The organism is Legionella gratiana, assembly GCF_001467695.1.
GTDB lineage: Bacteria > Pseudomonadota > Gammaproteobacteria > Legionellales > Legionellaceae > Legionella > Legionella gratiana.
In genome coordinates this window covers 447,843-470,717 of the sequence record NZ_LNYE01000022.1, presented here as the reverse complement: position 1 = coordinate 470,717, position 22,875 = coordinate 447,843, and the positions used below count along the sequence as shown (strand labels likewise).

Here is a 22,875-nt window from a genome sequence, read left to right as displayed (position 1 = left end):
AGAACTAGGTGTATTAACTTACCTTAATACCAAAGGGGGCATATACATCTTGTCCATCAATCCGAAATTGCGCAAATAATTTTACATAACCGGATTTTTTAAAACCTATATGAAACATTAAGTCAGAACCACCTCGATCAGATTCTTTCCTCGGTTCTTTTCCCATGGGATGAATATGAAGAATCGATGAATGATCGCCACTAAAACCAACAACATGAGCAAATGCTCCCATTACTGGTTCAAGATTCATGAATGGTTTGCCATTTTTGGTAACTGTGATGTTTGCCATAACTTCCTGTCCCGCTTTAGGGGCGCTGTCTAATTTTAAAGTGAATTCATAAGGACTCATAATAGTGTTTAATATGACTTCTTCTTTAACTAAGGGATTTTTGGAGGGAGTTCCCAAATCAGTCACTAAAAATTCCTGCTGATTTGTTTGGATAGGAGTAATATCCACCCACATTTGATAGGAGCCTGTGTTTTTGGGGCTAAAACTAAATACAAAATCCGATTTTTCACTGTCTTTCACTGGATGAACATGATGATAATCATTAAGTAAGGGATCAATGATAAGTACATGAATTTTCTGGGTATGTACTTCTTTTAAATCAGGAAACGCGAGTGCCTTATTATCCTGAAGCAATTGAAATCTGATGGTTACTGGTTTATTAGCAATAATTTTGTTTGGTGCCTTTTTAAGAGAAATCTTAATGTTATGGTTGTTTTTCGTCTTATGCGTAACAGGGTTTTGGTGGGCGTGATGGAGTTGTTCTTGAGAGTAAGATGGAATTCCGTTGAGCATAAGCCCTAAACATAATAGAGAAGATAAAAAGCGCATAAGCTGCTCCTGATAAGTTAACGACTAAATTCAATGAATCTAACTGAGTTGCAACTTCATTGCATACCCTCATGTTGCCAGAGATCATTCTAATCATCACTAAGCTCCACATTGATGATCGTTGCAATTCATTGATTCACAGACTATAAATAATATAAAGTGTGTACTATAGTACGGAGTCAAGTGATGAGTGGTAAAACAATTGGCGAGTTCGCTAAATTATGTGGCGTTGGAGTAGAAACGATTCGTTTTTATCAACGACAAGGACTTCTTAATATTCCTTTGCTTGAAAAAGAATGTAGTTCAGGAAAAATAAGGCGCTATGACGATCAAGACATCCGTCGTTTGCGGTTTATTCTTTCAGCAAAAAAAGCAGGATTTATCCTAAAAGAAATAAAAGAATTATTAGATCTTGATGCAAAAAATGATCGGGAGTATGTAAGAAGCATCGCACAAAAGCGCATTACAAAACTGGATGCCCAAATTGCCGAGCTCACAGAATCTCGAGAGGCTCTTAACCGCTTGGTAAAAGAATGTAAGAACGCGAATGCCACGCCATGTCCTATCCTTTTGGCATTTGAAAAAAATAGGGATTTATTAGGGAACGACAAATAAGAGCAATTTAAAAGAGTATCTTAAAATAATAGTTATATTATTGATTTTTTTGTTGTTTTTAGGGATTGTACTAGATTTTATTGATAAGGATTATGATAAATCAGGGAGAACTCATATGAATCGAATTCTTTTGTTAGCCATCTTTATGGGATTGTTGTCAGCATGCACCACCACGCATAATGAGTCAAGTCATCATGCTCATAAAGCTCATACTGGCTTTGGTGGAGCGGGAGGTGGGTTCGGAGGGCCTGGTGGCGGTCATTGAGCAGAAGCAACAAGAGAATGATCATTGGAAAATTTCGCAAAACATCATCATCAATGATGAAAACTCCCAATTACACAGAGGAATTTATCATGAATCCAGTTAAGTTTCTGATTAATATCTGCACGAAAATCTGAGCAGTTTATGCCTAAAATCCGCTCCTATCAATGGAGCGGCAGAGAGTATTGGGTTACATTAAATGCTGTTTACTCCTAATATTCCCTAAGACATCCTATATCGTTTAGATTCATGGAGATCATGATCAGATACGTAAGAATCCGATTTACGTGTATGATTATATTCTTGTCGTAAATAACCCTTAATTTGACGATTAGAGTATTTCTCATGGCCATCTCTAAAAAAACCATGTTTTAAATGACTCATATCAGGATCTTTCATGCGTTTCCTTACATATGCTTCTTGTTTTTCAATTGATTTATCGAAAGAAGAACTATTTCCCATATTTTAGCTCCAATAAAATTTAAGAGATTCTACTTGATAAAAAATTAATGTCAAATCAAATGATTAGCGTATGATGGGGATGAAGCAAAAGTTATATAATTCTTTGCTTCACCTAAAAATTCCTATATATGCATTGATTAGTCAGACTTGGAATAATTCATACTGAGTACAGAAGGAAGCATTCCTTTTATTTGTTCCACTGGTTGTTTTACTTTAGTTATCAAAAGCTCTCTAAAATGAGAGTCTGTTGCAAAATAACGAACTGCACTTTCAACACCTTTAAAAACACCTACATCAAGTTCTCGTCTTTCTACGCTGGCTTTTAAATCTAAAAGACGATTGTGATCGACACTAGGTGTGGGTGCTGTAAAAAATGAATAAGCAGATGAAATACTACTCCAAAGGGTGCTTTTAGGTTGTTCAGCTTCTGATACTGGTTTCCATGCCAACATAAACTCTGTGGTACATAGGGGGGCAATTAATTTGATTAATCGTTGGATATCAGGATTAGAGAGTACAACAGTATTGTCGGTACCATCGTAGGTTGGTTGCCCATTTTTTAAGCACCAATTGTATATAGTCTTCATTTCATCCAGTTGATGATGAAAATCATCGAGACTAAAATTTTGGAGGATATAACCAGCTGCCCCACAATAGAGAAACATACTTAGAAAATAATTCGCAAATTCAGGGATGGGTAAAAGAAAGCCTACGAGCCAAGAACCACTCCATGCAGTAAGCCCTGTACTCATCCCTTGAAAAAGATACATCATATTGGCATTGTATTCAAAATTATTAATGTATTTTCTGAGCGTGGCTTGTTGCTCATCGTTATTCAGGTTAAAGGGTTTTGAAGTTAAAATCTTTAAAGCGTCTGCACGTTCCCTTTTGTTTTTTTCAACGGCAGTCATTCCTTCAACAGTTAGTTTGCCCACAGTACTCTCCTTGAAAAAAAGAATCAAATAAACCCTATTCATCCTACATGAAATGATGGGAAATATGCTATTTTTTTTATGAAAAAAACATTTATTAGGAAATGAGTTAACGAATCAATTATATTGATATACAATAAAACACTTTGATTAAATATTATTTTTTAAACACATGTCGATAAAAATCGAGCTCGATCCCACAAAAATTTATGAAGCAAATCTAGGCATATCTGAGAGAGCGGCTCTCCATGAGTTCCTTAAAAGTAAACATATTGATGATATGTGGATCAAAAACCAAGAATATCAATATACTACAGTTCAGGGTATTGACTATGTTTTTTGCTTTACTCAATCATTGCTACGAAGAAAAAGAAGTAAGGGCAAGGAGGGAGAGCGATTTGAGATATTTGATTTAAGTTCTGAGCCTTTAGGTCGAGGCGGATACGCCACTGTTTATCCTATATTAGGCACAATTAAATTTGAGACAAATAATCCAATTGTAAAAGCAAGTAAAAATCGAATTGTCAAGATAGAACAGCATAATGAACGTGATCGAAGTGATTCTGTAATACAAGAGTATAATAATTTAGTCCATGTGGGACATTTAGGTGCTAAGCCTCCCGTGTTTGTTCATAATAATGGGAAAAAAAGCTTATTAGTAATGAAACAAGCGAAAGGTATCCCTCTCGAAGTATTGCTTAATCCTAAAGAGCGCGAAAAAATTGTTGATCTTATTCCCATGCTTACTGTAGAAAAACGCATGGAAATTACTTTTGCAATCCTTGATGCAGTAAAAGAACAGGTAATCGATAAGGATTTGATTCATCGCGATTTAAAACCAGGCAATATGATAATTGATTTAAGTAAGACATCTTCCATCACTATTAATAGAGAAGGGAATATGAAAATTGATTCTCCCTCTAAAGTAACAATTATTGATTATGGGAATGCAATAAGAGGGGAGCGTATAGAAAACCGCAGAGTAGGAACAACTGCATATAGATCCCCTGAACTCTATTTGGGTATTCCAAATTATACTCAAAAATCAGACGCTTATGCTGTTGGCCGAATTTTAAGCTATTTATGGGGTGATGATTATAGAAATTATTATTTACACCACAAATCTCCTTGGAGTGAAATTAAAAAGAAAACAACAAATAATGATTTGTTTTCAGATCCGCAAGTAGTGCTTTTCAAGAAAGATGCAGATCAAATAAAACAATGCCTCGATGGTCTTTTAAATGAAAATGTTGCAGCACGTTGGACTGTAGAAGAAGCAAGACAACAATTTTTAAAAATTGATCTGCGAAAATATCAATTAAAAAAAGTTCAAAACCTGTCTAAAACTGAGCTTAAACGGTATGAAAAAACAACAGAAGAACAAATTCAAACAATATTTACCTTAATTTTACGACTTTCTAAAAAAGGAGACGAGTTAATCCATAGAGGATTTAAACAAGAAGGTAGAAAAGCTGAATACTTAGCAAAGAAATTGAGGCAATATACAGAAACTCTTGCTAAAAATCCGGATCCTGCACTATTTAATGATTATTGTAAAAAGTGTTTAAAAAAAATAGATTCCTCTAGAGGGTTGTTACAAAAGCACCGTGATTCAAGATGGATAGTTGCCGAAATAATTACTGCAATTAGTTTGTTAGGAATTGGTTATCTTTTTGCATTAGGAGTTAATTATCAGATTACAGGGAGATTAGGTTTATTTTCACAAACCAAGTCAGACCAAGCAGTTGCAACGATCAGAAATTCTATTTACCAACTTTCCTAAAGTAATTAATGAATATATTATATAGCAAGGGCAAAGGATGTTTTGAATTTGAAAACATCTTTAGTGTTTAAAAATATTTTAGAAAAGGGATTCAACCTAGATTTAAGCAAAATTAATTCTATTTGACAAATATAAAGTGAGTAACTAATCTTGAATTGTGCAATGCAACATAAGGAGATGCTATGAAAAATCAATTTTTTGATCAAAAAATTTTTAATAATTTGGATGCTCCAATACAAAAACTAATGGAGCTCAATGTTAAAATGATGCAAAACTTGTCTTACATGAAACCCATGGATTTATTAAGTGTCAAAAAACCAGAAGAGATTTTTGAAAAACAAATCGAATTATTTGTTCAAAATAGTAATATGATGATTGATTACATGAGAACTACCTTCGGTATATTAGAAAACCATTGGCTCAATGTTTCTCGCAATTTTGATCAAAGTCCACAAAAAATGATGAAAGAGGCATATACTACTGCAGAAAAAAGTGCTAAAAAAACAGCTACTGCAGCTAAAAGCAGCGCTAAAAAAACTGCAACAAAGAAATCAGCCCCCACTGAAAAAAAATCAGTATCTACAGCAAAAAAAACTGCTTCAAGCATCGCATCAGCCAATACAAAAAAAGATACGAAAGCTGCAAAAGTGAGTAAAAATCCTGCTCCAAAAAGCGAAAAGAAGAAGGCTAAAAGCACTACTTCAGCACAAACAAAAACAAGTGTTATTCATGCAAAAGAACCAATAAGCCAAGGTACTCCAACTGGGACTACTAATGAAAATATACCTGTGAATACTGTTACTGAAAAAAGTAGTACACAAGATCTGAATGTCCAAAAACATTAAAAGCAATTTTTCTTATTACAAGATTTCTGACTTCATGAATTATTCTATATGCAACCTAGATTTTTGAGGTTGCTTAGAATAAAAATTTTTTGAAGGAGTTACGACTTAATTTGAGCATTTAATTCTTCGATTTTATCCAGAATCTTTAAAAAATTTGCGCCAAAAGAGGTTACAAAATACTCCACTCTTGGAGGCGTTTCATTATACGTTTTTTTGTCAAGAATACCAAAATCAACATTCTTTCTTAGACATTGATTTAAAACTTTTGTTGAAAGGCCTTCAACACTTCGTACCATTTCGCCAGGACGATTGATTCCATTTCGCAAAAGAGAATAGACAGTAAGAGACCATTTACATCCGTAAATAGTCTCCACCATCGTAGCCGCTTTTAGCGGTGGTATTTTTTGCTTTAATTTTTTTTTCTCAAACATTTCAATAAGTTGAACCTAAAAGTTCTTACAGTACCAATTGGTGCTTACTTTTTTAAAAATTATATCTCTTTAATAATTAATTGGGTAGAACGAAACAAAAAAGGTGATAAACATGTTACATAAAGATTTAGCTATTATCGTCGGTGGGTCAAGTGGTATGGGATTAGAAACAGCAAAAAGACTCTCTAGATATGGTCTGGATTTGCTAATCACAGGCAGAAATGAGCAAAAGCTCATAAAAGCTGCTGAAGAAATTGATGGGAATGAAACGACAGTGGAGATTTCTGTAGTTGATCTCCATAATGAAGATCATATCTCACGATTCATTCATAAAATCAATGACGAAGCTCGTAAAATAAAATATCTTGTTAATGCAGCTGGATGTTTTAAACCTATAAGCTTTTTAGAGCATACAGTAACGGATTATGATCTCCAGATAAATATTAACAAAGCATTCTTTTTTATTACTCAGGCTGTGGTTCAAAACATGAAGAAAAATGGAGAAGGTGCAATAGTTAACATAGGATCAATGTGGGCCAATCAAGCAGTTAAAGCAACACCTTCTTCAGCATATTCCATCCAAAAAGCAGGGCTTCATTCTTTGACCCAACATTTAGCTATGGAACTTGCAGAATATCATATAAGAGTTAATGCGGTTGCACCTGCAGTAGTAGTCACTCCTATTTATAAGTCATTTATTGCTGAAGATAAAATTGAGTTGACATTGCAGAGCTTTAATCAATTTCATCCTATTGGGAGGATAGGTAAAGTGAGCGATGTCGCCGATGCGATTGAATTTCTTTTATCTGACAAAGCAAGTTGGATAACTGGTGAAGTCATTAATGTTGATGGTGGTGTTATGGCAGGTAGAAATTAGGTGGTTCACTGAACATATACGAAATTAGACGAGTCTATAAAGTATCATTAAATTTGTGTTGATTTGTTGCAACATTTATTGCTTGGCTAAAATCCGGTAGCATCAATTGTAGCTGTTTTGCCAGTGAGTAGAGCAGCAAATCATTTTCTTGAGCAGCACCTAATTGGATTGAAATTGGTAGATGGTGATGGAACAGGATAGGAATAGTGATAGCGGGTAGGCCAGCTTGATTAAACAAAGAGGTGAATGGAGAAAACTCAAGATTTTTTTGTAAATAATACTCAAACTCATCATGCGTTTTTAATTCACCGATTAATAAAGGGAGTTGAGCTAAAGCAGGAGTTAGGATTACATCGGTTTGACTCAATAACTGATGCAAGGGACGAAATAGTTGATATAAATGTCTCTTAGCAATTAGATATTCATATGCAGAAATTGCTTGCCCACGTTGATAAAAGTCCCAAGTAATTGGCTCGAGTTCATCGGGTATTACTTTTCTTTTTAATTGTATTTCTTGGATTTTTATTGTTGTAAATGTATTAGCGGCTATTAAGGTTATGGCGTTTTCACCAATTGCTTTGAAATCCAAAGCCAAACTTCTTTTTTGTATTGTGTGGCCTAATTTTCTTAATAACTCTTCAACGTGATGCATTGCAATAAGGTATGGTGATGCAATTGGAACCGTCGAAAATGCTCCATCTAGGCGAATAATAGTTAATCTCTTCTTAGGTGAAGGTGGTGAAAGTTTTCGAGGAGCTATTAATTCATGAAATAATGTCTCAGAGTCTCTAAGTGAACGAGTCAAGACAAAATTTACTGCTAAACCAGACCATAATTCATTAGTTGAAGGACCTGATGGTGTTAATCCATTGGTTGGCTTAAATCCTATTAAACCACAACATGAAGCAGGGATCCTGATCGAACCACCGCCATCGCTTGCAGTCGCTATGGGAGCAATACCCGTTGAAACTGCTGCTGCCGAGCCTCCTGAAGATCCTCCGCAAGTTCGATTGAGATCATACGGATTCCGACAAGGTCCATGTAAAATGGATTCAGTAACGTAAGAGAGGCCTAATTCAGGTGTGTTTGTTTTTGCAAAAGGTATAAAACCCAAAGAAATAAGCTTATTCACCAAATCACTCGTGAACATATCAATATTCATAGCAAAAAAACGCGATCCTTCTGTACTGCGAATACCCATAATATGGTGTCCTAAGTCTTTAACTAATAAGGGAACTCCATAATAGGGCTCATCTCCACGAAGATTTTTAAGGCATTTTTTTGCAAAATCAGGGCAACTAAGTACAATTGCATTAAGTAAGGGATTGACTTCATTGACTCGCATGAGAGCACAATCAAGCACTTCATAAGCATTTACTTCCTTTTTTTTAATAAGTTGAGCAAGCTCGAGTACATCACAGCGAAGATATTCATTTAATAACATTAAATTACCTGACATTGGTTAAAAATTCAGGAACAATTATTGTTCCTGAATTGAAATGTTAATTAGCTACTCATCATCATGGCAGCTTTTGAATTGATCTGCCATTTTTTTGTCCATATTTTTTATTTTGCTTTGCAACTCAGTTTTTTGTTGTGGATTAAGAACAGCATATATTTGATTTTTAGCGGTTACTTTTGCTTTAATCATGTCTCCAATAAGTTTTGATTTTTTGTCAATCAAACTATCTACTGTTGCTTGATCCATATTAGCTGATTCAGATTGTTGCTGCAGTTGTTGCTCTAAATCCTGCATTTGGCTGGCATCGTTTTTTATTGTCGATGCAAGCTGTTCTAAGATAGGTTTGATTTTATCTTTTTGGTTGTCATCAAGTTTTAAAGATTCAACCATCTGTTTCAATCCTTTCCCACAACCACAGGAATTAGCTAAAACTACTGGGCTAAGCACTAAAGTGCAGGTAAATAAAACTGTTTGAGCGATTTTCTTATACATGTTACGTTCCATCCTTAGTAGTTAAAATTATAGAATAGTATAGTTGATTTTATTAAAGATAGGATTAATTAATTTGAATATAATGAGGTTGTCTTTAAAACATAATTAAAATTCGTTTTCGTCTCGCCAGATTCCATCCCAAATTTCTGATGGCTTTTTTATTAATATTTGACAACGTTTCATATAAAGTTCTGCTAACTGATCACCGGGATAGGCAGGAGTAAGTTGTGCAAATAACTTAAGACTTTCATCCCAATTCCCTTTTTGGTAATAACAAAAGGCAGATTCAAATTCTGCTATATGTTGTTTTAGATTTTGAAGGTTTTGTGCTGTTATAAGCTCATAAATGGTAGTACTCTCCCGTTTTCCACGAACAGCCACTTCATCAAGTAAACGAAAAGGAAAGTGGTTTTTGGCTGCGTCGTAGATGGGCTTACTGACAATAATCTGAGTATTATAGGCTTTATTAATTGCTTCAAGACGACTGGTTAAATTTACTGAATCTCCTAAAGCTGTAAAACTCAGTCGCTCCTCTGAGCCAACATTACCAACAATGGCATCTCCTGAATGGATTCCAATTCTTAGAATAAGCTTGGGGAATTCAAGGTGCTGATTTTTAACATTAAACTGGGCAACTCGTTCTATCATGCTGACAGCAGTTTGGCAGGCATGAAGGATATGGTCTGCATCAGGTAAGGGGGTATTCCAAAGCGCCATAATCGCATCGCCTATATATTTATCTAATATTCCTTGATGAATAAGAACTGTATCTGTCATCAATTGAAAATATTCGGAGAGATAATTCATTAATTTTTTGGGAGGGGTAGCTTCAGCGAGCTTGGTAAAATCTTTAATATCAGAAAAGAGTATAGTGATATTTTGATGTTCTCCACCTACCTTAGCAATTTTACCACTACGTAATAATTTTTTTACCAATGAGCTTGGTACATAGCGCTGAAATGAAGCAAGACTCGAACGCATATTTGAAAGGCTTTTATCCATGTAGCTGATTTCTTTGATCATTGTTTTCAGTAAAGGCTTGGGGTGAAGTTTTAATTGTGTAATTTCTTGAGCATCCTTAGACAGTTTAATAATCGGGCGTGATATTTTTTGTGAAACCAAACGAGCAATTAGAACACCTAGAATAAGAACAAAAACAGTCAAAAATAATATTTTGATGCTTAAGCTTCTTAGTGGAGATAAAACATCGCTTGCTGGTACAATAATCGTAATATGCCAAATTTTTTCTGAATTTGCGTTAAAAATAGGTTGATTTACTAAAAAGAATTGCTGATTGTTATACTCATAGAATGTAATTGGAGTTTGCTGATCGCTTCGATCCAGTTCAGAAAAGGGGATGGGGATCTTAAATCTGAGATCTTTTGGTGTTAATTTTTCCCCACGGATGTCTAGTAGTTGTTTTGGATTTCTATAGGCTATAATTTGATTTTTTTCATTAGTTATATAAATAATTGAGTTAGGTGTAACTTGCAATTTATTGATGAATCGTTGAATACTATTGATTGCAATGTCCATTCCCAACACCCCTTGCAGCTTGTTATGTTTATCGTAAATGGGAACTGTTGCAGTAATGCCATAGGTATAATAGGTATTTTTAGTGAATGAATGGAATTTGTAGATGTTAGTCCACACCAGTTTCTTCGCTTTAACTGCCTCTTGATACCATGGACGGGTTCTAGGATCATAGTTTATAGTTAGTGTTGTTTTTTTTAGAAAATGTCCTTGGTCATCATAGTCATAACGAATTTTACGAGGAGGTTTTACTGAATTGGTAATAATATCAACTGCAATTATCCCTTGTTCTTGACGATCCACTCCATAAACATCTCCATTTAATGTTGCATAATAAGCTGCTGAAATTCCTGGGTTTTCACGAACGATATTAAAAATATAGGCTTCAAATTCATCTCGATCGTCAATGATATCATGGGTTATCATGTATTGAATTTGGATAAGATCATGATTTAATGGGCGTAAATAGTTAGAAATATGATTTCTAATTAATTCAGATGTTTGTTCGATTGAGTTATGGGCACTGGAACTTAGTATTTTATTTAATGCGACATAATTAATGCTAATAATAGTTGAACCAACAAGGCTTAATAAAAGCACAAATAAGGTAATAATGCATAAATAAATACTCACTTTGATGGGATGAATCATAATGCTTCTTAGCCTTTTTTTAGTACTTTTTTCTATAAGTATATACGTTTTATAATGAAACTAGGCTAATAGGCCTGCGACACTGCCATTAGCTTCAGAAATCGGGAAATCGAGAGCCATGATGATGGAGGCACAATGCTTCTGTAGAAATGGATTTCCGCTGTCGTGAAAATGACAACATTCTTAAGTCAATGGCAGTGTGCCTATGCGGACAAATTTTAAGCATGCACTAGTAAAGTAAACGCCAACTCAGGCTTCTTCAGCTCCGGAGGTTACATTACCTGTGGTATACGAATGCGCTCCGGTACCCGCGAGTTCACCGTTATCAACAATTAAGTAAACATCACGAATTGGGCGTCCTTCAAACCAACACTCCAAAATTTCTCGTGTTCCTGCTGCGTAACGTGCTTGTGCTGATAAAGATGTTCCAGAAATATGTGGAGTCATTCCATGATGGGGCATAGTTCGCCAAGGATGATCTTTAGGCGCAGGTTGTGGAAACCAAACATCACCCGCATAGCCAGCAAGCTGACCATTTTCACAAGCGTTTACAATTGCCTCGCGATTACATATTTTACCTCGAGCTGTGTTGATAAGATAAGCACCATGCTTCATTTGACGAAGAAGTTTTTCATCAAACAGATTTTCTGTTTCAGGTGTCAAAGGACAATTAATGGTAACCACATCACATACTTGTACCAATGATTCAATATTCTCATGAAAAATTAAGCCTAAGTCTTTTTCTGTTTTTTCAGGTAAACGATGGCGATCGGTATAATGCAATTTGACATCAAAAGGTTTTAAACGTCTCATGACTGCTAGACCTATGCGTCCACATGCAACGGAACCTACAGTCATACCTTCAAGATCATATGAACGCTGAATACAATCAGCGATATTCCAACCTTTTTGTACAGCCCAATGATAAGAGGGTAAATAATTACGTACTAATGCCAGAATCATCATCACCACATGCTCAGCCACGCTGATGCTGTTTGAGTAAGTCACTTCAGCGACTGTAATATGATTTTCTATCGCCGCTTGCAAATCAACATGATCCGAGCCTATACCTGCAGTAATTACTAATTTTAGTTTTTTAGCTTTAGCGATTCGTTCCGAAGTTAAATATGCAGGCCAAAAAGGTTGTGAAATAACCACATCTGCATCAGGTAATTCTTTTTCGAAAATAGAGTTTGGACCTTCTTTATCTGAGGTTACTATAAACTGATGTCCTTGGGATTCAAGAAATTGACGCAAGCCTAACTCCCCAGATACTGAACCCAATAAAGTACCTGGTTTAAAATCGAGATGCTTAGGAGTAGGAATGCTTTGTCCATCAGGATATTGCTCTATGATGGGTAGATCATGACGCGCGTAAATTTTGGGATAACCATGAATTGGATCATCATAAAGAACACACAGAATTTTAGCCATAATTTTTCCTTAAATTAAATGGTTAAAGGGGTATGAATTGTGCTTAAATCTAGAAAAAGTTTGCTTTCGATCAGCCAAAAATAGCAGAACCCATAATGTAGCATCATTATTCGTTACAAGCGAAAGATTTCTTATGTTTGTTTATCAAATTGCATTATACTGGTAAGCCGTACGAAATTTATTGAATGTAAAAGGCTTTTTGTGATGAATAAGGCTATTTCATTGATTTTTTCAATATTATTTTTTCTATCTTATGTTGTTAAGGCTGATAATGTTGATTTTATCCCTAAAAATTCCTTATTTTCTTTAGAAGAAACAACGATTAACTCAATTCATAATGCACTAAAAAATCACCAATTAACGTGCGAGCAATTAGTTAATCTCTATCTTGAACGAATTAAAAAATACAATTTGAGTACGGCAGAATTTGCACCTATTAATGCATTTTCAGAAATTAATCAGAATGTAATTGAGCAAGCGAGGCAACTCGATAAAATGCATGCAAATACGCAACAGCTAATGGGGCCATTGCATTGTATTCCTGTTATATTAAAGGACAATATTGATACTTATGATGCAACTACAACTTCTGGTTCTTTAGCATTATTAGGTAATCAACCCACTCAGGATGCTTTTTTAGTAATTGAGTTAAGAAAAGCCGGAGCAATTATTTTAGGAAAAGGGGGAATGGATGAGTTGGCTGCAGGTATGTTTGGTATCAGCAGTAGAACTGGGCGAATTGGTAATGTTTATGATACGGAAAACAATCCTGGAGGTTCAAGTGGAGGATCTGCAGCTGCGATCAGCGCTAACTTTGCGGTGATTGGAATTGGCACAGATAATAGTGGTTCCGTTCGGATCCCGGCGGCTTTTAATGGAGTTTACGGTTTACGACCTAGTACTGGTTTAATTAGTCAAAGTGGCATCTTTCCTTCTGGAAATTTGGATGGTACCGCTGGGCCTTTAACTAGAACAGTTCAAGATCTTGCAACTGTTTTGGATGTTATTGCAAAAGTAAATCCAGATGACGCGAAAATAGGAAATGTTCCAAGAGAAAAAACTTATGCAGTTTACTTAAATGAAGATGGGTTAACTGGAAAGCATATAGGAATTGTACATCAGGTTGGAACTAGAAATGTCTTTAAAGATATGCCCGATGACATCGTACACCTATTTAGACAATCATTACATAGGATGAAAAAATCGGGAGCTATCATCATTGATGAAGTGAATTTACCTGAGTTCAACACCGATCGCACTCCTAACATGGCGGGCATGAGACAAGATGTCGATCATTATCTAAGTTCTTATCCTTCAGTACGTAAAAATTTCCAAGATTTATGTGATTCAAATAGGACAAGAGTTTTTGGTGAAGTTCAAAAGTGCATCAAATTTTTTGCATCAATGCCCATTAAATATGGACCTAAGTATGAAAAAGCATTAGCGGTATTTGCAAAAAATAGAACATACGTTGAACGAATAATGAAACAACAAAAACTTGATGCTCTATTAATGCCCATCAGTACGGTAGGCATTGCAACTTATGATCCTGATGAAGTGAACACATGGCTTGCACCTGTTTCTTCCAATTCCGGTCTACCAGCAATTACAATTAATTTTGGATATAATCGACATCAAATGCCTATTGGTGTGGAATTAATCGGAACACAATTCAGCGAAGGGAAACTAATTGAAATGGCATACTCCTATGAAAAGAAATCTCAGCCCAGAATAAAACCAAAGATGCCTGAAGAAAATAAGTCTTTACAAAAATTAGATATACCTGCTTACAATAATTTAATAACAAACATTGGTTATAGAACTTATATGAATGTCTTAATCAATAGTGTGGGCAATCAACCCAAGGAACTTAAAGCAAAGCAATTTAAAACTCTAGTCAACAAAGAAATAAATAATTTGAACAAGATTCATCTAAAAAATTAGGCCAGGTAAGCGTGCAAGAAAACATACAATCCGGAACTAAGATTGAATTTGTGAATACACTACGTGGGATTACCGCTCTATTTGTTGTTCTCTCTCATTATTTCAGCACCTTTTGGTATAAAAGAGATACTGTAGCTCACTTAATCAATGCGCCATTACTTGACTCAGAAAACTATAGTACACCCATTTATATATCATGGTTCAATAACTTTTCTTTATTTGATTGGGGCTCTTATGGCGTAGGTCTATTTTTTTTGATTAGCGGTTTTGTCATTCCCTTTTCATTACAAAGAACAACTAGCCTAGGCTTTTTAGTGAGTCGTTTTTTACGAATTATTCCTACTTATATTTTGGGGTTTAGTATCACTATATTTGTTCTTTTTTTAGGAACCCAATATTTTTTAACCTCGTGGCCTTACGCATCCCAAGAAATAATCATTCACTATGTTCCTGGAATCCGGGACATCATTGGGACGAAAAATATTGATTCAATCATTTGGACTTTAGAAATCGAAATGAAATTTTATGTGTTGGTAGCCTTATTGAGATTTTGGTTTCGTCAATACTCACTTAAGGTATTTTTTATCCCTGTACTTTTCTTTCTTATAAACTGTTATATCTCTTATATGCTTCCTGAATGGGCAATAAGTAATTTTACTGCATTTATTTGGAGTAGCGTTTTTATCTTGCCCTCTCAATACATCATTTTTATGTTTCTTGGTGTTGTGTTTCACTATCTTTATTGTCATAAGCTTGAGCCGAATCAAGGATATTTTCTAATAGGTTTTTTGTTTTTTTTATTTTGTATTGCTTGGTGGGTGGGTTCTTATTCAGAGAACTTAATTTTAGCATGGAGTTATGCTTTAGCATTATTAACCTTTATGTTTGCTTATACTTTTCCTTATTTTTTTAAGACAAATCCACTCTTTAAGTTTTTAGCAGATATTAGTTATCCTTTATATATTATTCATTGTATTAGTGGTTATGTGTTTCTTCGCATTCTGTTAGATAAAGGGATTAATACAGGACTATCTTTAATTATGGTCAGTACTATTGCAATGATGCTTTCTTGGTTTCTTCATCTATTTATTGAAAAACCTTCGCAAGCATTGGGGAGAAAAGTTGCAGCAGAATTTAACTTGAGTTATTTAAAGTCAAATCTATTTATAAAAAGAAGAATAAAACCATTAAAGTTAAATCAATCACAATAAGAGCAGGAAGTATTTATGCACGCTTATGAAACGATTTTAAGCAAGCAAGAAAAAGAATGGATTTTAGAGCGGCGAGTAACAAGACTCTCTGATAATAAAGAGGTACAAATATATCCAATGGGCGCAGAGCGATATTTATCCTCTGCTTTAATTGGAAACCGAAAGAATCGATACAACATTCGAGCTGATATAGAAGGGAAAAATGTTTTAGTGATCCCTGGCCATGGAAATAGTAGTTTTTTAATGGCGCAAGCGGGAGCAAAATCAGTTACTGCTTATGATAAAGATCCTGTAACGATTGCATGGATGAAAGCATTTAAAAAATATTATCATTATCGGGAATATGATGTTCAAGGTAATCCTCAGGCATCAATTGGTGAGCTATTCACCTCACTTACGTATTGGTATCCCTCTTTAGTCAATTTACCCAAAGGGAATTGGGTTCATTTTTTATTTTGGGTTCTGCATCCCAATTCATTAAGACGAGCTTATATTCATTATATGGTGGCCTTGGTGCAAAAAGCCCTTCAAACGAAAACAGAGGAGAACTATGAGCTTGATAAAAAAATTCAATTTTATGTAGGTACGGTAGATAAAATTACTGTAACTCATAAAAAGCAGAGTTTTGATACTGCATTTGTTCCCTACCTTTTAGGTGTTGAAAATGGAATTGAGAAGGAAAGGGAAATAATACAGTTTATGCAACAACTGATTAAAATCATTCCTAATGGTCGTATTATAGTAAGTCCTTCTAAAGAGACTAAAGATTTTTATCTTATTGGAAAACGTTATTTTGTCACCACTGGTTATGCAAATATTTATGATATTCCTGAGCTTAAGCCGTATCTTTTAGAGAATGATGAATATTGGTTTCGTAGGCAGGGTATTGCCGTATTCGGTACACATCAAACGACATGATCACTCTACAATTACGCTTTGTGAAGAGTTAAATGATTTTCTCCCTAAAGGGTAAAATATATTTTGTTTATACTCTGAATCAAAAAAACACAGTTAAAGATCGTAAACATTTATGCGATGTCATCTTGTAAAAATTTATTGGGAAGGATCTCACTATAATAAATTAAAAAGTTGGATCACAAAGATTTTAGTATAAGACAAATCTTCGCTGATAATTCAATTTTTACCATGAACTGTAGGTCCCAACATAACCGGTTTGTCTCTCATTTATTGTACTATAATAAAAACAATATTACTTTAATTTGATAAATTAGGAGATGCATTATGCCTAAAAATCCGACAGCAAATCAAGTATATAACGCACTATTTCAAGAATATACACCACCTAAAAGAGCAATAACGGGGAGAGATAACACAAATGAACCCTCATATGACCCAGGTATATCCTGTCACGTGTTTGCCATTGCGAGTCCAACCTCATGGGAAAAAGCCGCGCAGGTGAACGACGAATATATACAGGTCGGCCTCGAAAAAATACTCAGTCGTGAAGAGGATGCGATAGTTTCCGAAATGGAGCGCAGCGAAGAACGCGATGAAAACATGCAAGAAATTTTAAAAATTAGACAAAATGAAGAAACAGTATTGCCTGTCGATGACATGTATCTTTGCGGTGGTTTCAGAGAGGGAAGTATGACTCCTGAACATATGTGGATCGAGGATCACACAAACGATATAACTTATGATACATTCATTAACCGGGGCGGGATCGCTGTTGTGGATGGAGTTGGCCGGGAAGGGGAACCGTTTATGCCTGGCTGCGAAGGCAGTGATTTTGAAGGGGACGAAATCAAACGGGTTAAAGTAGATGGATATACATGGGGTCAACTTCTTGCTATAGCTTCTGGCGCTGAAAAAGTGGGCTTCCCTGACACAATAAAGGACCACCCTGTAGTGTTAGCCGCTAAAATGGCTGTTGAAGACGCGCGTATTGCATTGTCAGAAATTCCAGAAGCAGATCTAACAGAAGAAGAAAAAAACGTGCTAGAAAAAGTAGAGGAAGAGCAAAGTCAAAAGACATCAAATACGGATATCGAGAATGTAGTGAAAAACCTAAGTCATGAAGAAAAAGAGCACTATAATAGTGCACTGGAAAAATTAGAACATGTAGGAACTGAGCAAAGAAAAGCTGCGCGCAAGGCTGTAGGTACTGGACCGGAAGCTTTTCTAGAGCGAATGAAGAAGCAAGAAGTAGAGAATACTGCTCCAAAAGATAATCTAAAAAAAGAATCACAATCATCCACTCTTTATAACATGGTTCGTGCCTTTGGTATTGGTATTGGTGTTACTGCTGTTCTTGCTATTGGATATTTAGCTACTAGACCATCCAATAATAATTGATAATAATGAGGAAATTATAATGAACAATGATGAAGATAACAAAAAGACTCAAGCACTACTAGTACGACTTGATCCGATAATAGAAGAAATCAACCAAGCGCTTCTTTCTTCAAAGCCTATTCCTAATAAGAGGAATGAAATCAGTTTGATTTTGATGAAAATAAATAAATATAAAAAACTAAGAAAAGGTCATCAAGGATCAGAAAATGTAGAATTGGAAATTAAATCTTTATCATCCATATTTTCAAGTACTGATGCTATATTGAAAAATATATCAGAAGGTGAATATATTTCTGAATATTTAGATAATGGTTTATTTCATAAATTTGCTGATATTTCGGATGAAATTAAACGGCTTGTTGGATAGTGCTGTTTATTGAAAGAATGTTCAAACATCTTCTGAAGATGGTGATTATGCATGCCCATCCATCGCCGGGTATGACATTGAGAAGCATTAACAAATCAGGCTTTGTGTACTGATTCAGAGAACGGTTATGTTGGGTTTAGGTTGAACCTGTCCGTTCTGGCCAAGATTCACCATCCTCCGTGAGCTCTTACGCTAATTATTGGGTTCTTTATTAAGCAGCCGCTTCAATGTATCGATACAAACAGGTTTATTTCCTCTGGTTTGAAAATAACTAAGCGGTGTAAGGAGGGCTATATTTATGTTTAAAGCCGGACATAAAGTTACCCATTCGGCAAAACATCGTTCATCAATTTGATATTTACCATATCCTGATTGTGAATTACCCAATTTGCAATAAGCAATAGAAGCCATAGCATTTTCAAAGGTTGAAAGTTCATTGCTCCAAATATATTGATTATCAACGTTAAACAAAAATCGGGTACCACAATACAAAAGGGCCATCTTTAAACCAGTTTGATATCTTTCATTAAACTCAGTTTTGTAAATATCTTCTTGATGAATACGCCCGTCCTCTTGTTGTAATCGTCCTTGAGCAAAATCCTGGTAAAACCAAACCAATCTACGAATGGCTATGGCGGTATCCAAAATCACTTTTTTGGAAGTTGCATCACCATATTTCCCTTCTAGAAAATCTTTGCCATGCCCCTCGTGGGCTAACTTAAAGGCAATAAATAATCTGTCTGCTGAAAGTTGGGTCAATCCAAAGTTAGTTTGAGCATTAAATTTAATTCCACTTTGCTTTGATAATTTTAAGAGATCTTTCCAACGTTGCAAATTTGTATTAGGTTTACTGGTAGATATTGAGCGGCCGCTCATGTCTGTGACATTAGTTGGATCACCACTGCTTTCTTTTAAAATCATGGCAAGAACGTGAGCATATTTTAGTATCATTTTCTCTTTAAAATAATGATGTTGTGCATTTGCCATATGTTGATAAATTACAAAGTTTTGAAAAACAACCATCCTGAGATTATAGTCTATCGCGCTACATTTCTTATCTTGCTCTTCTGCCATCACATCAGCAACATGCCTGGTAAGACTTTCAACCTGCTCTTCATTGGGCAAACCAATAATATCAGGAAGCCAATTACCATCCACAAGATCTTTTGTCCTGAGTACCTGGGATTGGCTCGCAACAGCTTGCGCGGCCTCTTCTCTAAAGATTGGATAGGCTAATTCCAGCGATAAAGATAAAAAAACACCTTCCGCTATTTTAATATACTGTCTTTTCAAGTTCATAGGCTCTACCTTCTTTATTGAGTATAGCTCATATGAATTTTTGATGGATTGAAATAAAAATTGTTTTTGGTATAGACCATAATCTATCAGATGTTTATTATAGATAACTTTAAAAATAAATGAATTCATTAATGGTACGAATAAAAAGTATATTCTATGGCTTAATTAGTTTTTTACTGAGTCTTTTCCTTTGTTTATCAGTGAGTTGGGCTAAATCAGGAATTATAGTATTTCAAAGTGATTTTGGTACTAAAGACGGTGCCGTGAGCGAAGTAAAGGGGGTTATGCACACTGTTGATCCCTCACTTATTATATCAGACTTAACCCATGAAATACCTGCTTATAATATTTGGGATGCTTCATACCGCCTCTATCAAACAGCCCCATATTGGCCAAAAGATACTGTATTTGTAAGCGTGGTTGATCCTGGAGTTGGCACTAAGCGTCGTTCTATAGTTGCGTTAACCAATAATGGACAATATTTTGTAACCCCTGATAATGGAACATTAACTCTTGTTGATGATCAATTTGGAATTAAAGAGGTACGAGAAATCGATGAAACTAAGAATCGCTTAGCAGGATCCGGCGCCTCATACACTTTTTTTGGTAGAGATGTATATGGTTATACTGCTGCAAAATTAGCTTCTGGACAAATTTCTTTTGAGGAGGTTGGACCTAAGCTTAATGAACCTATCGTAAAAATCCCTTATCAAAAACCAACTATCGAAAATGGTAACTTACGAGGTACAGTAGTAATTATTGATCCTCAATATGGAAATCTTTGGACTAATATTGATAAGCAATTACTCGAAAAATATGATTTTGAGCCAAATACATGCTATAAAGTGAGAATCTATCAAAAAAATCAAAACAGATTCGTAGGTCTATTAATATATCAGAATACATTTGGCGAGACTTCAAAAGATCAAGACTTACTTTATCTAAATAGTTTGCTTCAGTTAGCCCTAGCAAGAAATCAAGGTAATTTTGCTAAAGTTCACCACATTGGCTCAGGCCCTGATTGGACAATAACTGTTAAGAAATCAAAGAAATCGAAGAAACAGTGTAATAGTGAGTGGATATACATACAATGAGGTATCGACCCGATGTTGATGGTTTAAGAGCTATTGCAATTTTTTTTGTTATTTGTTTTCATGCAGGATTTAGTTTATTTCCTTCTGGTTTTATTGGCGTTGATATTTTTTTTGTTATTTCTGGTTTTCTAATCACCAATATTATTTATAATTCTTTGCAAAATAACCGTTTTTCTTTCATTGATTTTTACAGTCGAAGATTATGGCGGTTACAACCGATATTTATTTGCATGATAGTAAGCACTTTGTTGCTTACATTAATTTTTTATTTGCCTGAAGATTTGATTCAATACTCTAAGAGCGCTCGAAAAACCTCTTTATTTCTTTCAAATATATTCTTTGAAAGAATAACAAAAGGTTATTTTTCACCAAATGTAAATCAATTACCATTAGTACATACTTGGTCATTATCTATAGAATGGCAATGCTATTTAATCCTCCCTGTACTGATCTATGGGGTGTATCGAGTCGTTAACGAAAAGTATATTGCAAGAATCACTTATTTACTCACGCTATTTTTTTTAATTGTAGCGTTATTTTTTTCTGTAAAAGAGCCGGCAAAAAACTACTATCAACTGTCGAGTCGAGTTTTTGAATTTTTAATTGGCTCTTGTATCGCATTTAGGCAAAATACATGTTCATTAAATAAGCATCTTGTTGAGGGTCTAAATATTGCTGCTGTTTGCATCTTATTTTATATAGCAATGCATGCACCTATTAATAGAGGCTTCCCAAACTGGTATGCTGTGGTTCTGTGTTGTGCAACAGGAATACTTATCCTTTCAGGAGGAAATCATCCTCAGACAATTCTAACACGCGTGCTTTCTATGAAACCAATCGTATTCATCGGCTTGCTTTCTTATTCATTATATATTTGGCACTGGCCTATATTCGTTTTTATTCGTTATTTAAAAATTGAAGAAACAACACCGGTTTTATTATGCGCAGGTGCTTTAACCTTTATTATTGCTTATTTTTCTTGGCGATTTATTGAAAAACCAGCACGACAGTTTCACACTATTAGATTTGCTTATAGCTTAATCTATTTATGTATACTTCCTATTGTCTTAATTCATATGGGTGACTACGCGATCAAAAAACAGGAAGGATACCCCCAACGCTTCACGGAAATGGCACGAATTAATAAGCAGTTAAAACAATATTCTTATCCACTCAGACCATTGTGTCTTCAAGATAAGAGCGTTGAAATAAATACTAATTGTGTTCTTGGGGCAAAAAACTCCAATACGAGGACTGGGTTCATGTTTGGTGATTCGCATGCGAATCATTTGTGGGGGTTTATGGATGCTCTCGCCAAAAAAGCGAATCTCTCTATTTTGGCTCATACAACCGCTGCTTGCCTTTCACTACCTGGAATCGAGCAATATGATTGGAATAGGGAGGTTTATACGGCATGTCATGAACAAATTAAACGCTATTATACAATGATCAAGAACAATCATTATGATTTTGTGATCCTAGGACAAAATTGGGATGGGTATTTAGGTGGTAAACTCATTACCAATGAACCTGTTGAGTCTACTCAAAAAAGAATCGAAAAAGCTCTGGAGGATGCCTTGCAAATTATTATTACTTCTGGCGCTACTCCTGTTTTACTCAAAACAATTGTAATAAATGATTCTTACCATTGTTTTTTGAATCACATTAAATTAAGAAAAAAATACAAGCCTAAAGAATGTGATTTTGCAATGCAATCAAATTGGCAAGATGATTTGTTTTTACGGCTTAAAAACAAATATACCCAATTAATCATCATTGATCCTAAACAGGCGCAATGCATCGAAGGCCAATGTAATGCGGATATTAATGGCATACCAGTATTTCGGGACTCTGGGCATATTACCGATTATGCTTCTTATCATTTAGCAACTCGTTATTTACAACGCTACCAAAATCCCTTGATATAAGCTAATACTCTCTTTCTGTTGTTTATAATAAATTTCTTAAAAACTACAAGTTGCATTATCCTAAATTCAGCAGTTGAACCTACTTCGAGTGCCTACCGC

The 22,875-nt window shown here is 35.0% G+C and carries 21 protein-coding genes; 12 read left to right on the top strand and 9 right to left on the bottom strand.

What is annotated here, in order from left to right; translation table 11 throughout:
- Positions 1-13: 13 nt before the first annotated feature.
- Positions 14-838, bottom strand: coding sequence for a hypothetical protein (locus Lgra_RS09895; RefSeq protein WP_058499085.1), 825 nt, complete (start codon positions 836-838; stop codon positions 14-16).
- A 186-nt stretch (positions 839-1,024) separates the two neighbouring features.
- On the opposite strand from Lgra_RS09895, the gene Lgra_RS09890 reads away from it, so the two are divergent.
- Both Lgra_RS09890 and Lgra_RS17825 read left to right on the top strand, forming a co-directional pair.
- On the top strand, positions 1,025-1,453 hold the full coding sequence (locus Lgra_RS09890; protein ID WP_058499084.1) for a MerR family transcriptional regulator: 429 nt from the start codon (positions 1,025-1,027) through the stop codon (positions 1,451-1,453).
- Positions 1,454-1,568: 115 nt separating this feature from the next.
- On the top strand, positions 1,569-1,718 hold the full coding sequence (locus Lgra_RS17825; RefSeq protein ID WP_157068267.1) for a hypothetical protein: 150 nt from the start codon (positions 1,569-1,571) through the stop codon (positions 1,716-1,718).
- A 219-nt stretch (positions 1,719-1,937) separates the two neighbouring features.
- On the opposite strand, the gene Lgra_RS09885 is transcribed toward Lgra_RS17825, so the two are convergent.
- Together Lgra_RS09885 and Lgra_RS09880 are read right to left on the bottom strand one after the other, a co-directional pair.
- Entirely contained in the window at positions 1,938-2,177 is a 240-nt protein-coding gene (locus Lgra_RS09885; protein ID WP_058499083.1) for a hypothetical protein, read from the bottom strand.
- Between the two features lie 137 nt (positions 2,178-2,314).
- Positions 2,315-3,112 (bottom strand): hypothetical protein, encoded by a 798-nt coding sequence (locus tag Lgra_RS09880; protein WP_058499082.1) that lies wholly within the window; start codon positions 3,110-3,112, stop codon positions 2,315-2,317.
- Positions 3,113-3,281: 169 nt separating this feature from the next.
- Here Lgra_RS09880 and legK1 point away from each other — a divergent pair, with 169 nt between their 5' ends.
- Positions 3,282-4,892, top strand: coding sequence for a Dot/Icm T4SS effector kinase LegK1 (gene legK1 / locus Lgra_RS09875; RefSeq protein WP_058499081.1), 1,611 nt, complete (start codon positions 3,282-3,284; stop codon positions 4,890-4,892).
- Positions 4,893-5,074: 182 nt separating this feature from the next.
- Positions 5,075-5,737: a hypothetical protein gene (locus Lgra_RS09870; RefSeq protein ID WP_058499080.1), complete on the top strand. Its 663-nt coding sequence runs from the start codon at positions 5,075-5,077 to the stop codon at positions 5,735-5,737.
- Between the two features lie 98 nt (positions 5,738-5,835).
- Here the strand turns inward: Lgra_RS09870 and Lgra_RS09865 are convergent, their stop codons facing one another.
- Complete coding sequence (locus Lgra_RS09865; RefSeq protein WP_058499079.1) at positions 5,836-6,168, bottom strand: winged helix-turn-helix transcriptional regulator; 333 nt, start codon at positions 6,166-6,168, stop codon at positions 5,836-5,838.
- 112 nt (positions 6,169-6,280) lie between these two features.
- On the opposite strand from Lgra_RS09865, the gene Lgra_RS09860 reads away from it, so the two are divergent.
- Positions 6,281-7,045: an SDR family NAD(P)-dependent oxidoreductase gene (locus tag Lgra_RS09860; RefSeq protein WP_058499078.1), complete on the top strand. Its 765-nt coding sequence runs from the start codon at positions 6,281-6,283 to the stop codon at positions 7,043-7,045.
- Between the two features lie 34 nt (positions 7,046-7,079).
- Here Lgra_RS09860 and Lgra_RS09855 read toward each other — a convergent pair whose 3' ends face one another.
- The 4 genes from Lgra_RS09855 to Lgra_RS09840 form a co-directional block, all read right to left on the bottom strand.
- Complete coding sequence (locus tag Lgra_RS09855; RefSeq protein WP_058499289.1) at positions 7,080-8,489, bottom strand: amidase; 1,410 nt, start codon at positions 8,487-8,489, stop codon at positions 7,080-7,082.
- A gap of 66 nt (positions 8,490-8,555) precedes the next feature.
- The gene (locus Lgra_RS09850; RefSeq protein ID WP_058499077.1) at positions 8,556-8,999 is read right to left on the bottom strand and encodes a Spy/CpxP family protein refolding chaperone; all 444 of its coding nucleotides are present in this window, start codon (positions 8,997-8,999) and stop codon (positions 8,556-8,558) included.
- Positions 9,000-9,104: 105 nt separating this feature from the next.
- Entirely contained in the window at positions 9,105-11,183 is a 2,079-nt protein-coding gene (locus tag Lgra_RS09845; RefSeq protein ID WP_058499076.1) for an adenylate/guanylate cyclase domain-containing protein, read from the bottom strand.
- A 249-nt stretch (positions 11,184-11,432) separates the two neighbouring features.
- Complete coding sequence (locus Lgra_RS09840) at positions 11,433-12,617, bottom strand: NAD-dependent formate dehydrogenase (protein WP_058499075.1); 1,185 nt, start codon at positions 12,615-12,617, stop codon at positions 11,433-11,435.
- 204 nt (positions 12,618-12,821) lie between these two features.
- Here Lgra_RS09840 and Lgra_RS09835 point away from each other — a divergent pair, with 204 nt between their 5' ends.
- From Lgra_RS09835 to Lgra_RS09815, 5 genes are all read left to right on the top strand, one after another.
- Complete coding sequence (locus tag Lgra_RS09835; protein ID WP_058499074.1) at positions 12,822-14,561, top strand: amidase family protein; 1,740 nt, start codon at positions 12,822-12,824, stop codon at positions 14,559-14,561.
- Between the two features lie 50 nt (positions 14,562-14,611).
- Positions 14,612-15,772 carry an acyltransferase family protein gene (locus tag Lgra_RS09830; RefSeq protein WP_238584416.1) on the top strand — a complete coding sequence of 387 codons (1,161 nt, stop codon included), beginning with the start codon at positions 14,612-14,614 and terminating at the stop codon, positions 15,770-15,772.
- A gap of 15 nt (positions 15,773-15,787) precedes the next feature.
- Entirely contained in the window at positions 15,788-16,690 is a 903-nt protein-coding gene (locus tag Lgra_RS09825) for a hypothetical protein (protein ID WP_058499072.1), read from the top strand.
- Positions 16,691-17,014: 324 nt separating this feature from the next.
- Positions 17,015-18,088: a hypothetical protein gene (locus Lgra_RS09820; protein WP_058499071.1), complete on the top strand. Its 1,074-nt coding sequence runs from the start codon at positions 17,015-17,017 to the stop codon at positions 18,086-18,088.
- 19 nt (positions 18,089-18,107) lie between these two features.
- Complete coding sequence (locus Lgra_RS09815) at positions 18,108-18,455, top strand: hypothetical protein (protein ID WP_058499070.1); 348 nt, start codon at positions 18,108-18,110, stop codon at positions 18,453-18,455.
- A 192-nt stretch (positions 18,456-18,647) separates the two neighbouring features.
- Here the strand turns inward: Lgra_RS09815 and Lgra_RS09810 are convergent, their stop codons facing one another.
- Positions 18,648-19,754, bottom strand: a complete 1,107-nt coding sequence (locus tag Lgra_RS09810) for a hypothetical protein (RefSeq protein WP_058499288.1) — start codon at positions 19,752-19,754, stop codon at positions 18,648-18,650.
- A gap of 131 nt (positions 19,755-19,885) precedes the next feature.
- On the opposite strand from Lgra_RS09810, the gene Lgra_RS09805 reads away from it, so the two are divergent.
- Both Lgra_RS09805 and Lgra_RS09800 read left to right on the top strand, forming a co-directional pair.
- Positions 19,886-20,848, top strand: a complete 963-nt coding sequence (locus Lgra_RS09805) for an SAM hydrolase/SAM-dependent halogenase family protein (RefSeq protein WP_058499069.1) — start codon at positions 19,886-19,888, stop codon at positions 20,846-20,848.
- A complete protein-coding gene (locus Lgra_RS09800) occupies positions 20,845-22,776 on the top strand; it encodes an acyltransferase family protein (RefSeq protein ID WP_058499068.1) in 1,932 nt (643 codons plus the stop codon). Before Lgra_RS09805 ends, Lgra_RS09800 begins: the two co-directional genes overlap by 4 nt.
- The last annotated feature ends 99 nt before the right edge of the window (positions 22,777-22,875 follow it).

Bases quoted from the DNA above. Each gene is read 5' to 3' on its own strand.
- Lgra_RS09845 (WP_058499076.1), bottom strand. From the start codon at position 11,183: ATGATTCATCCCATCAAAGTGAGTATTTATTTATGCATTATTACCTTA.
- Lgra_RS09840 (WP_058499075.1), bottom strand. From the start codon at position 12,617: ATGGCTAAAATTCTGTGTGTTCTTTATGATGATCCAATTCATGGTTAT.
- Lgra_RS09820 (WP_058499071.1), top strand. From the start codon at position 17,015: ATGCCTAAAAATCCGACAGCAAATCAAGTATATAACGCACTATTTCAA.
- Lgra_RS09855 (WP_058499289.1), bottom strand. From the start codon at position 8,489: ATGTTATTAAATGAATATCTTCGCTGTGATGTACTCGAGCTTGCTCAA.
- Lgra_RS09800 (WP_058499068.1), top strand. From the start codon at position 20,845: ATGAGGTATCGACCCGATGTTGATGGTTTAAGAGCTATTGCAATTTTT.
- legK1 (WP_058499081.1), top strand. From the start codon at position 3,282: ATGTCGATAAAAATCGAGCTCGATCCCACAAAAATTTATGAAGCAAAT.
- Lgra_RS09825 (WP_058499072.1), top strand. From the start codon at position 15,788: ATGCACGCTTATGAAACGATTTTAAGCAAGCAAGAAAAAGAATGGATT.
- Lgra_RS09885 (WP_058499083.1), bottom strand. From the start codon at position 2,177: ATGGGAAATAGTTCTTCTTTCGATAAATCAATTGAAAAACAAGAAGCA.
- Lgra_RS09815 (WP_058499070.1), top strand. From the start codon at position 18,108: ATGAACAATGATGAAGATAACAAAAAGACTCAAGCACTACTAGTACGA.
- Lgra_RS09850 (WP_058499077.1), bottom strand. From the start codon at position 8,999: ATGTATAAGAAAATCGCTCAAACAGTTTTATTTACCTGCACTTTAGTG.
- Lgra_RS09890 (WP_058499084.1), top strand. From the start codon at position 1,025: ATGAGTGGTAAAACAATTGGCGAGTTCGCTAAATTATGTGGCGTTGGA.
- Lgra_RS09870 (WP_058499080.1), top strand. From the start codon at position 5,075: ATGAAAAATCAATTTTTTGATCAAAAAATTTTTAATAATTTGGATGCT.
- Lgra_RS09835 (WP_058499074.1), top strand. From the start codon at position 12,822: ATGAATAAGGCTATTTCATTGATTTTTTCAATATTATTTTTTCTATCT.
- Lgra_RS17825 (WP_157068267.1), top strand. From the start codon at position 1,569: ATGAATCGAATTCTTTTGTTAGCCATCTTTATGGGATTGTTGTCAGCA.
- Lgra_RS09810 (WP_058499288.1), bottom strand. From the start codon at position 19,754: ATGAACTTGAAAAGACAGTATATTAAAATAGCGGAAGGTGTTTTTTTA.
- Lgra_RS09805 (WP_058499069.1), top strand. From the start codon at position 19,886: ATGGTACGAATAAAAAGTATATTCTATGGCTTAATTAGTTTTTTACTG.
- Lgra_RS09860 (WP_058499078.1), top strand. From the start codon at position 6,281: ATGTTACATAAAGATTTAGCTATTATCGTCGGTGGGTCAAGTGGTATG.
- Lgra_RS09895 (WP_058499085.1), bottom strand. From the start codon at position 838: ATGCGCTTTTTATCTTCTCTATTATGTTTAGGGCTTATGCTCAACGGA.
- Lgra_RS09865 (WP_058499079.1), bottom strand. From the start codon at position 6,168: ATGTTTGAGAAAAAAAAATTAAAGCAAAAAATACCACCGCTAAAAGCG.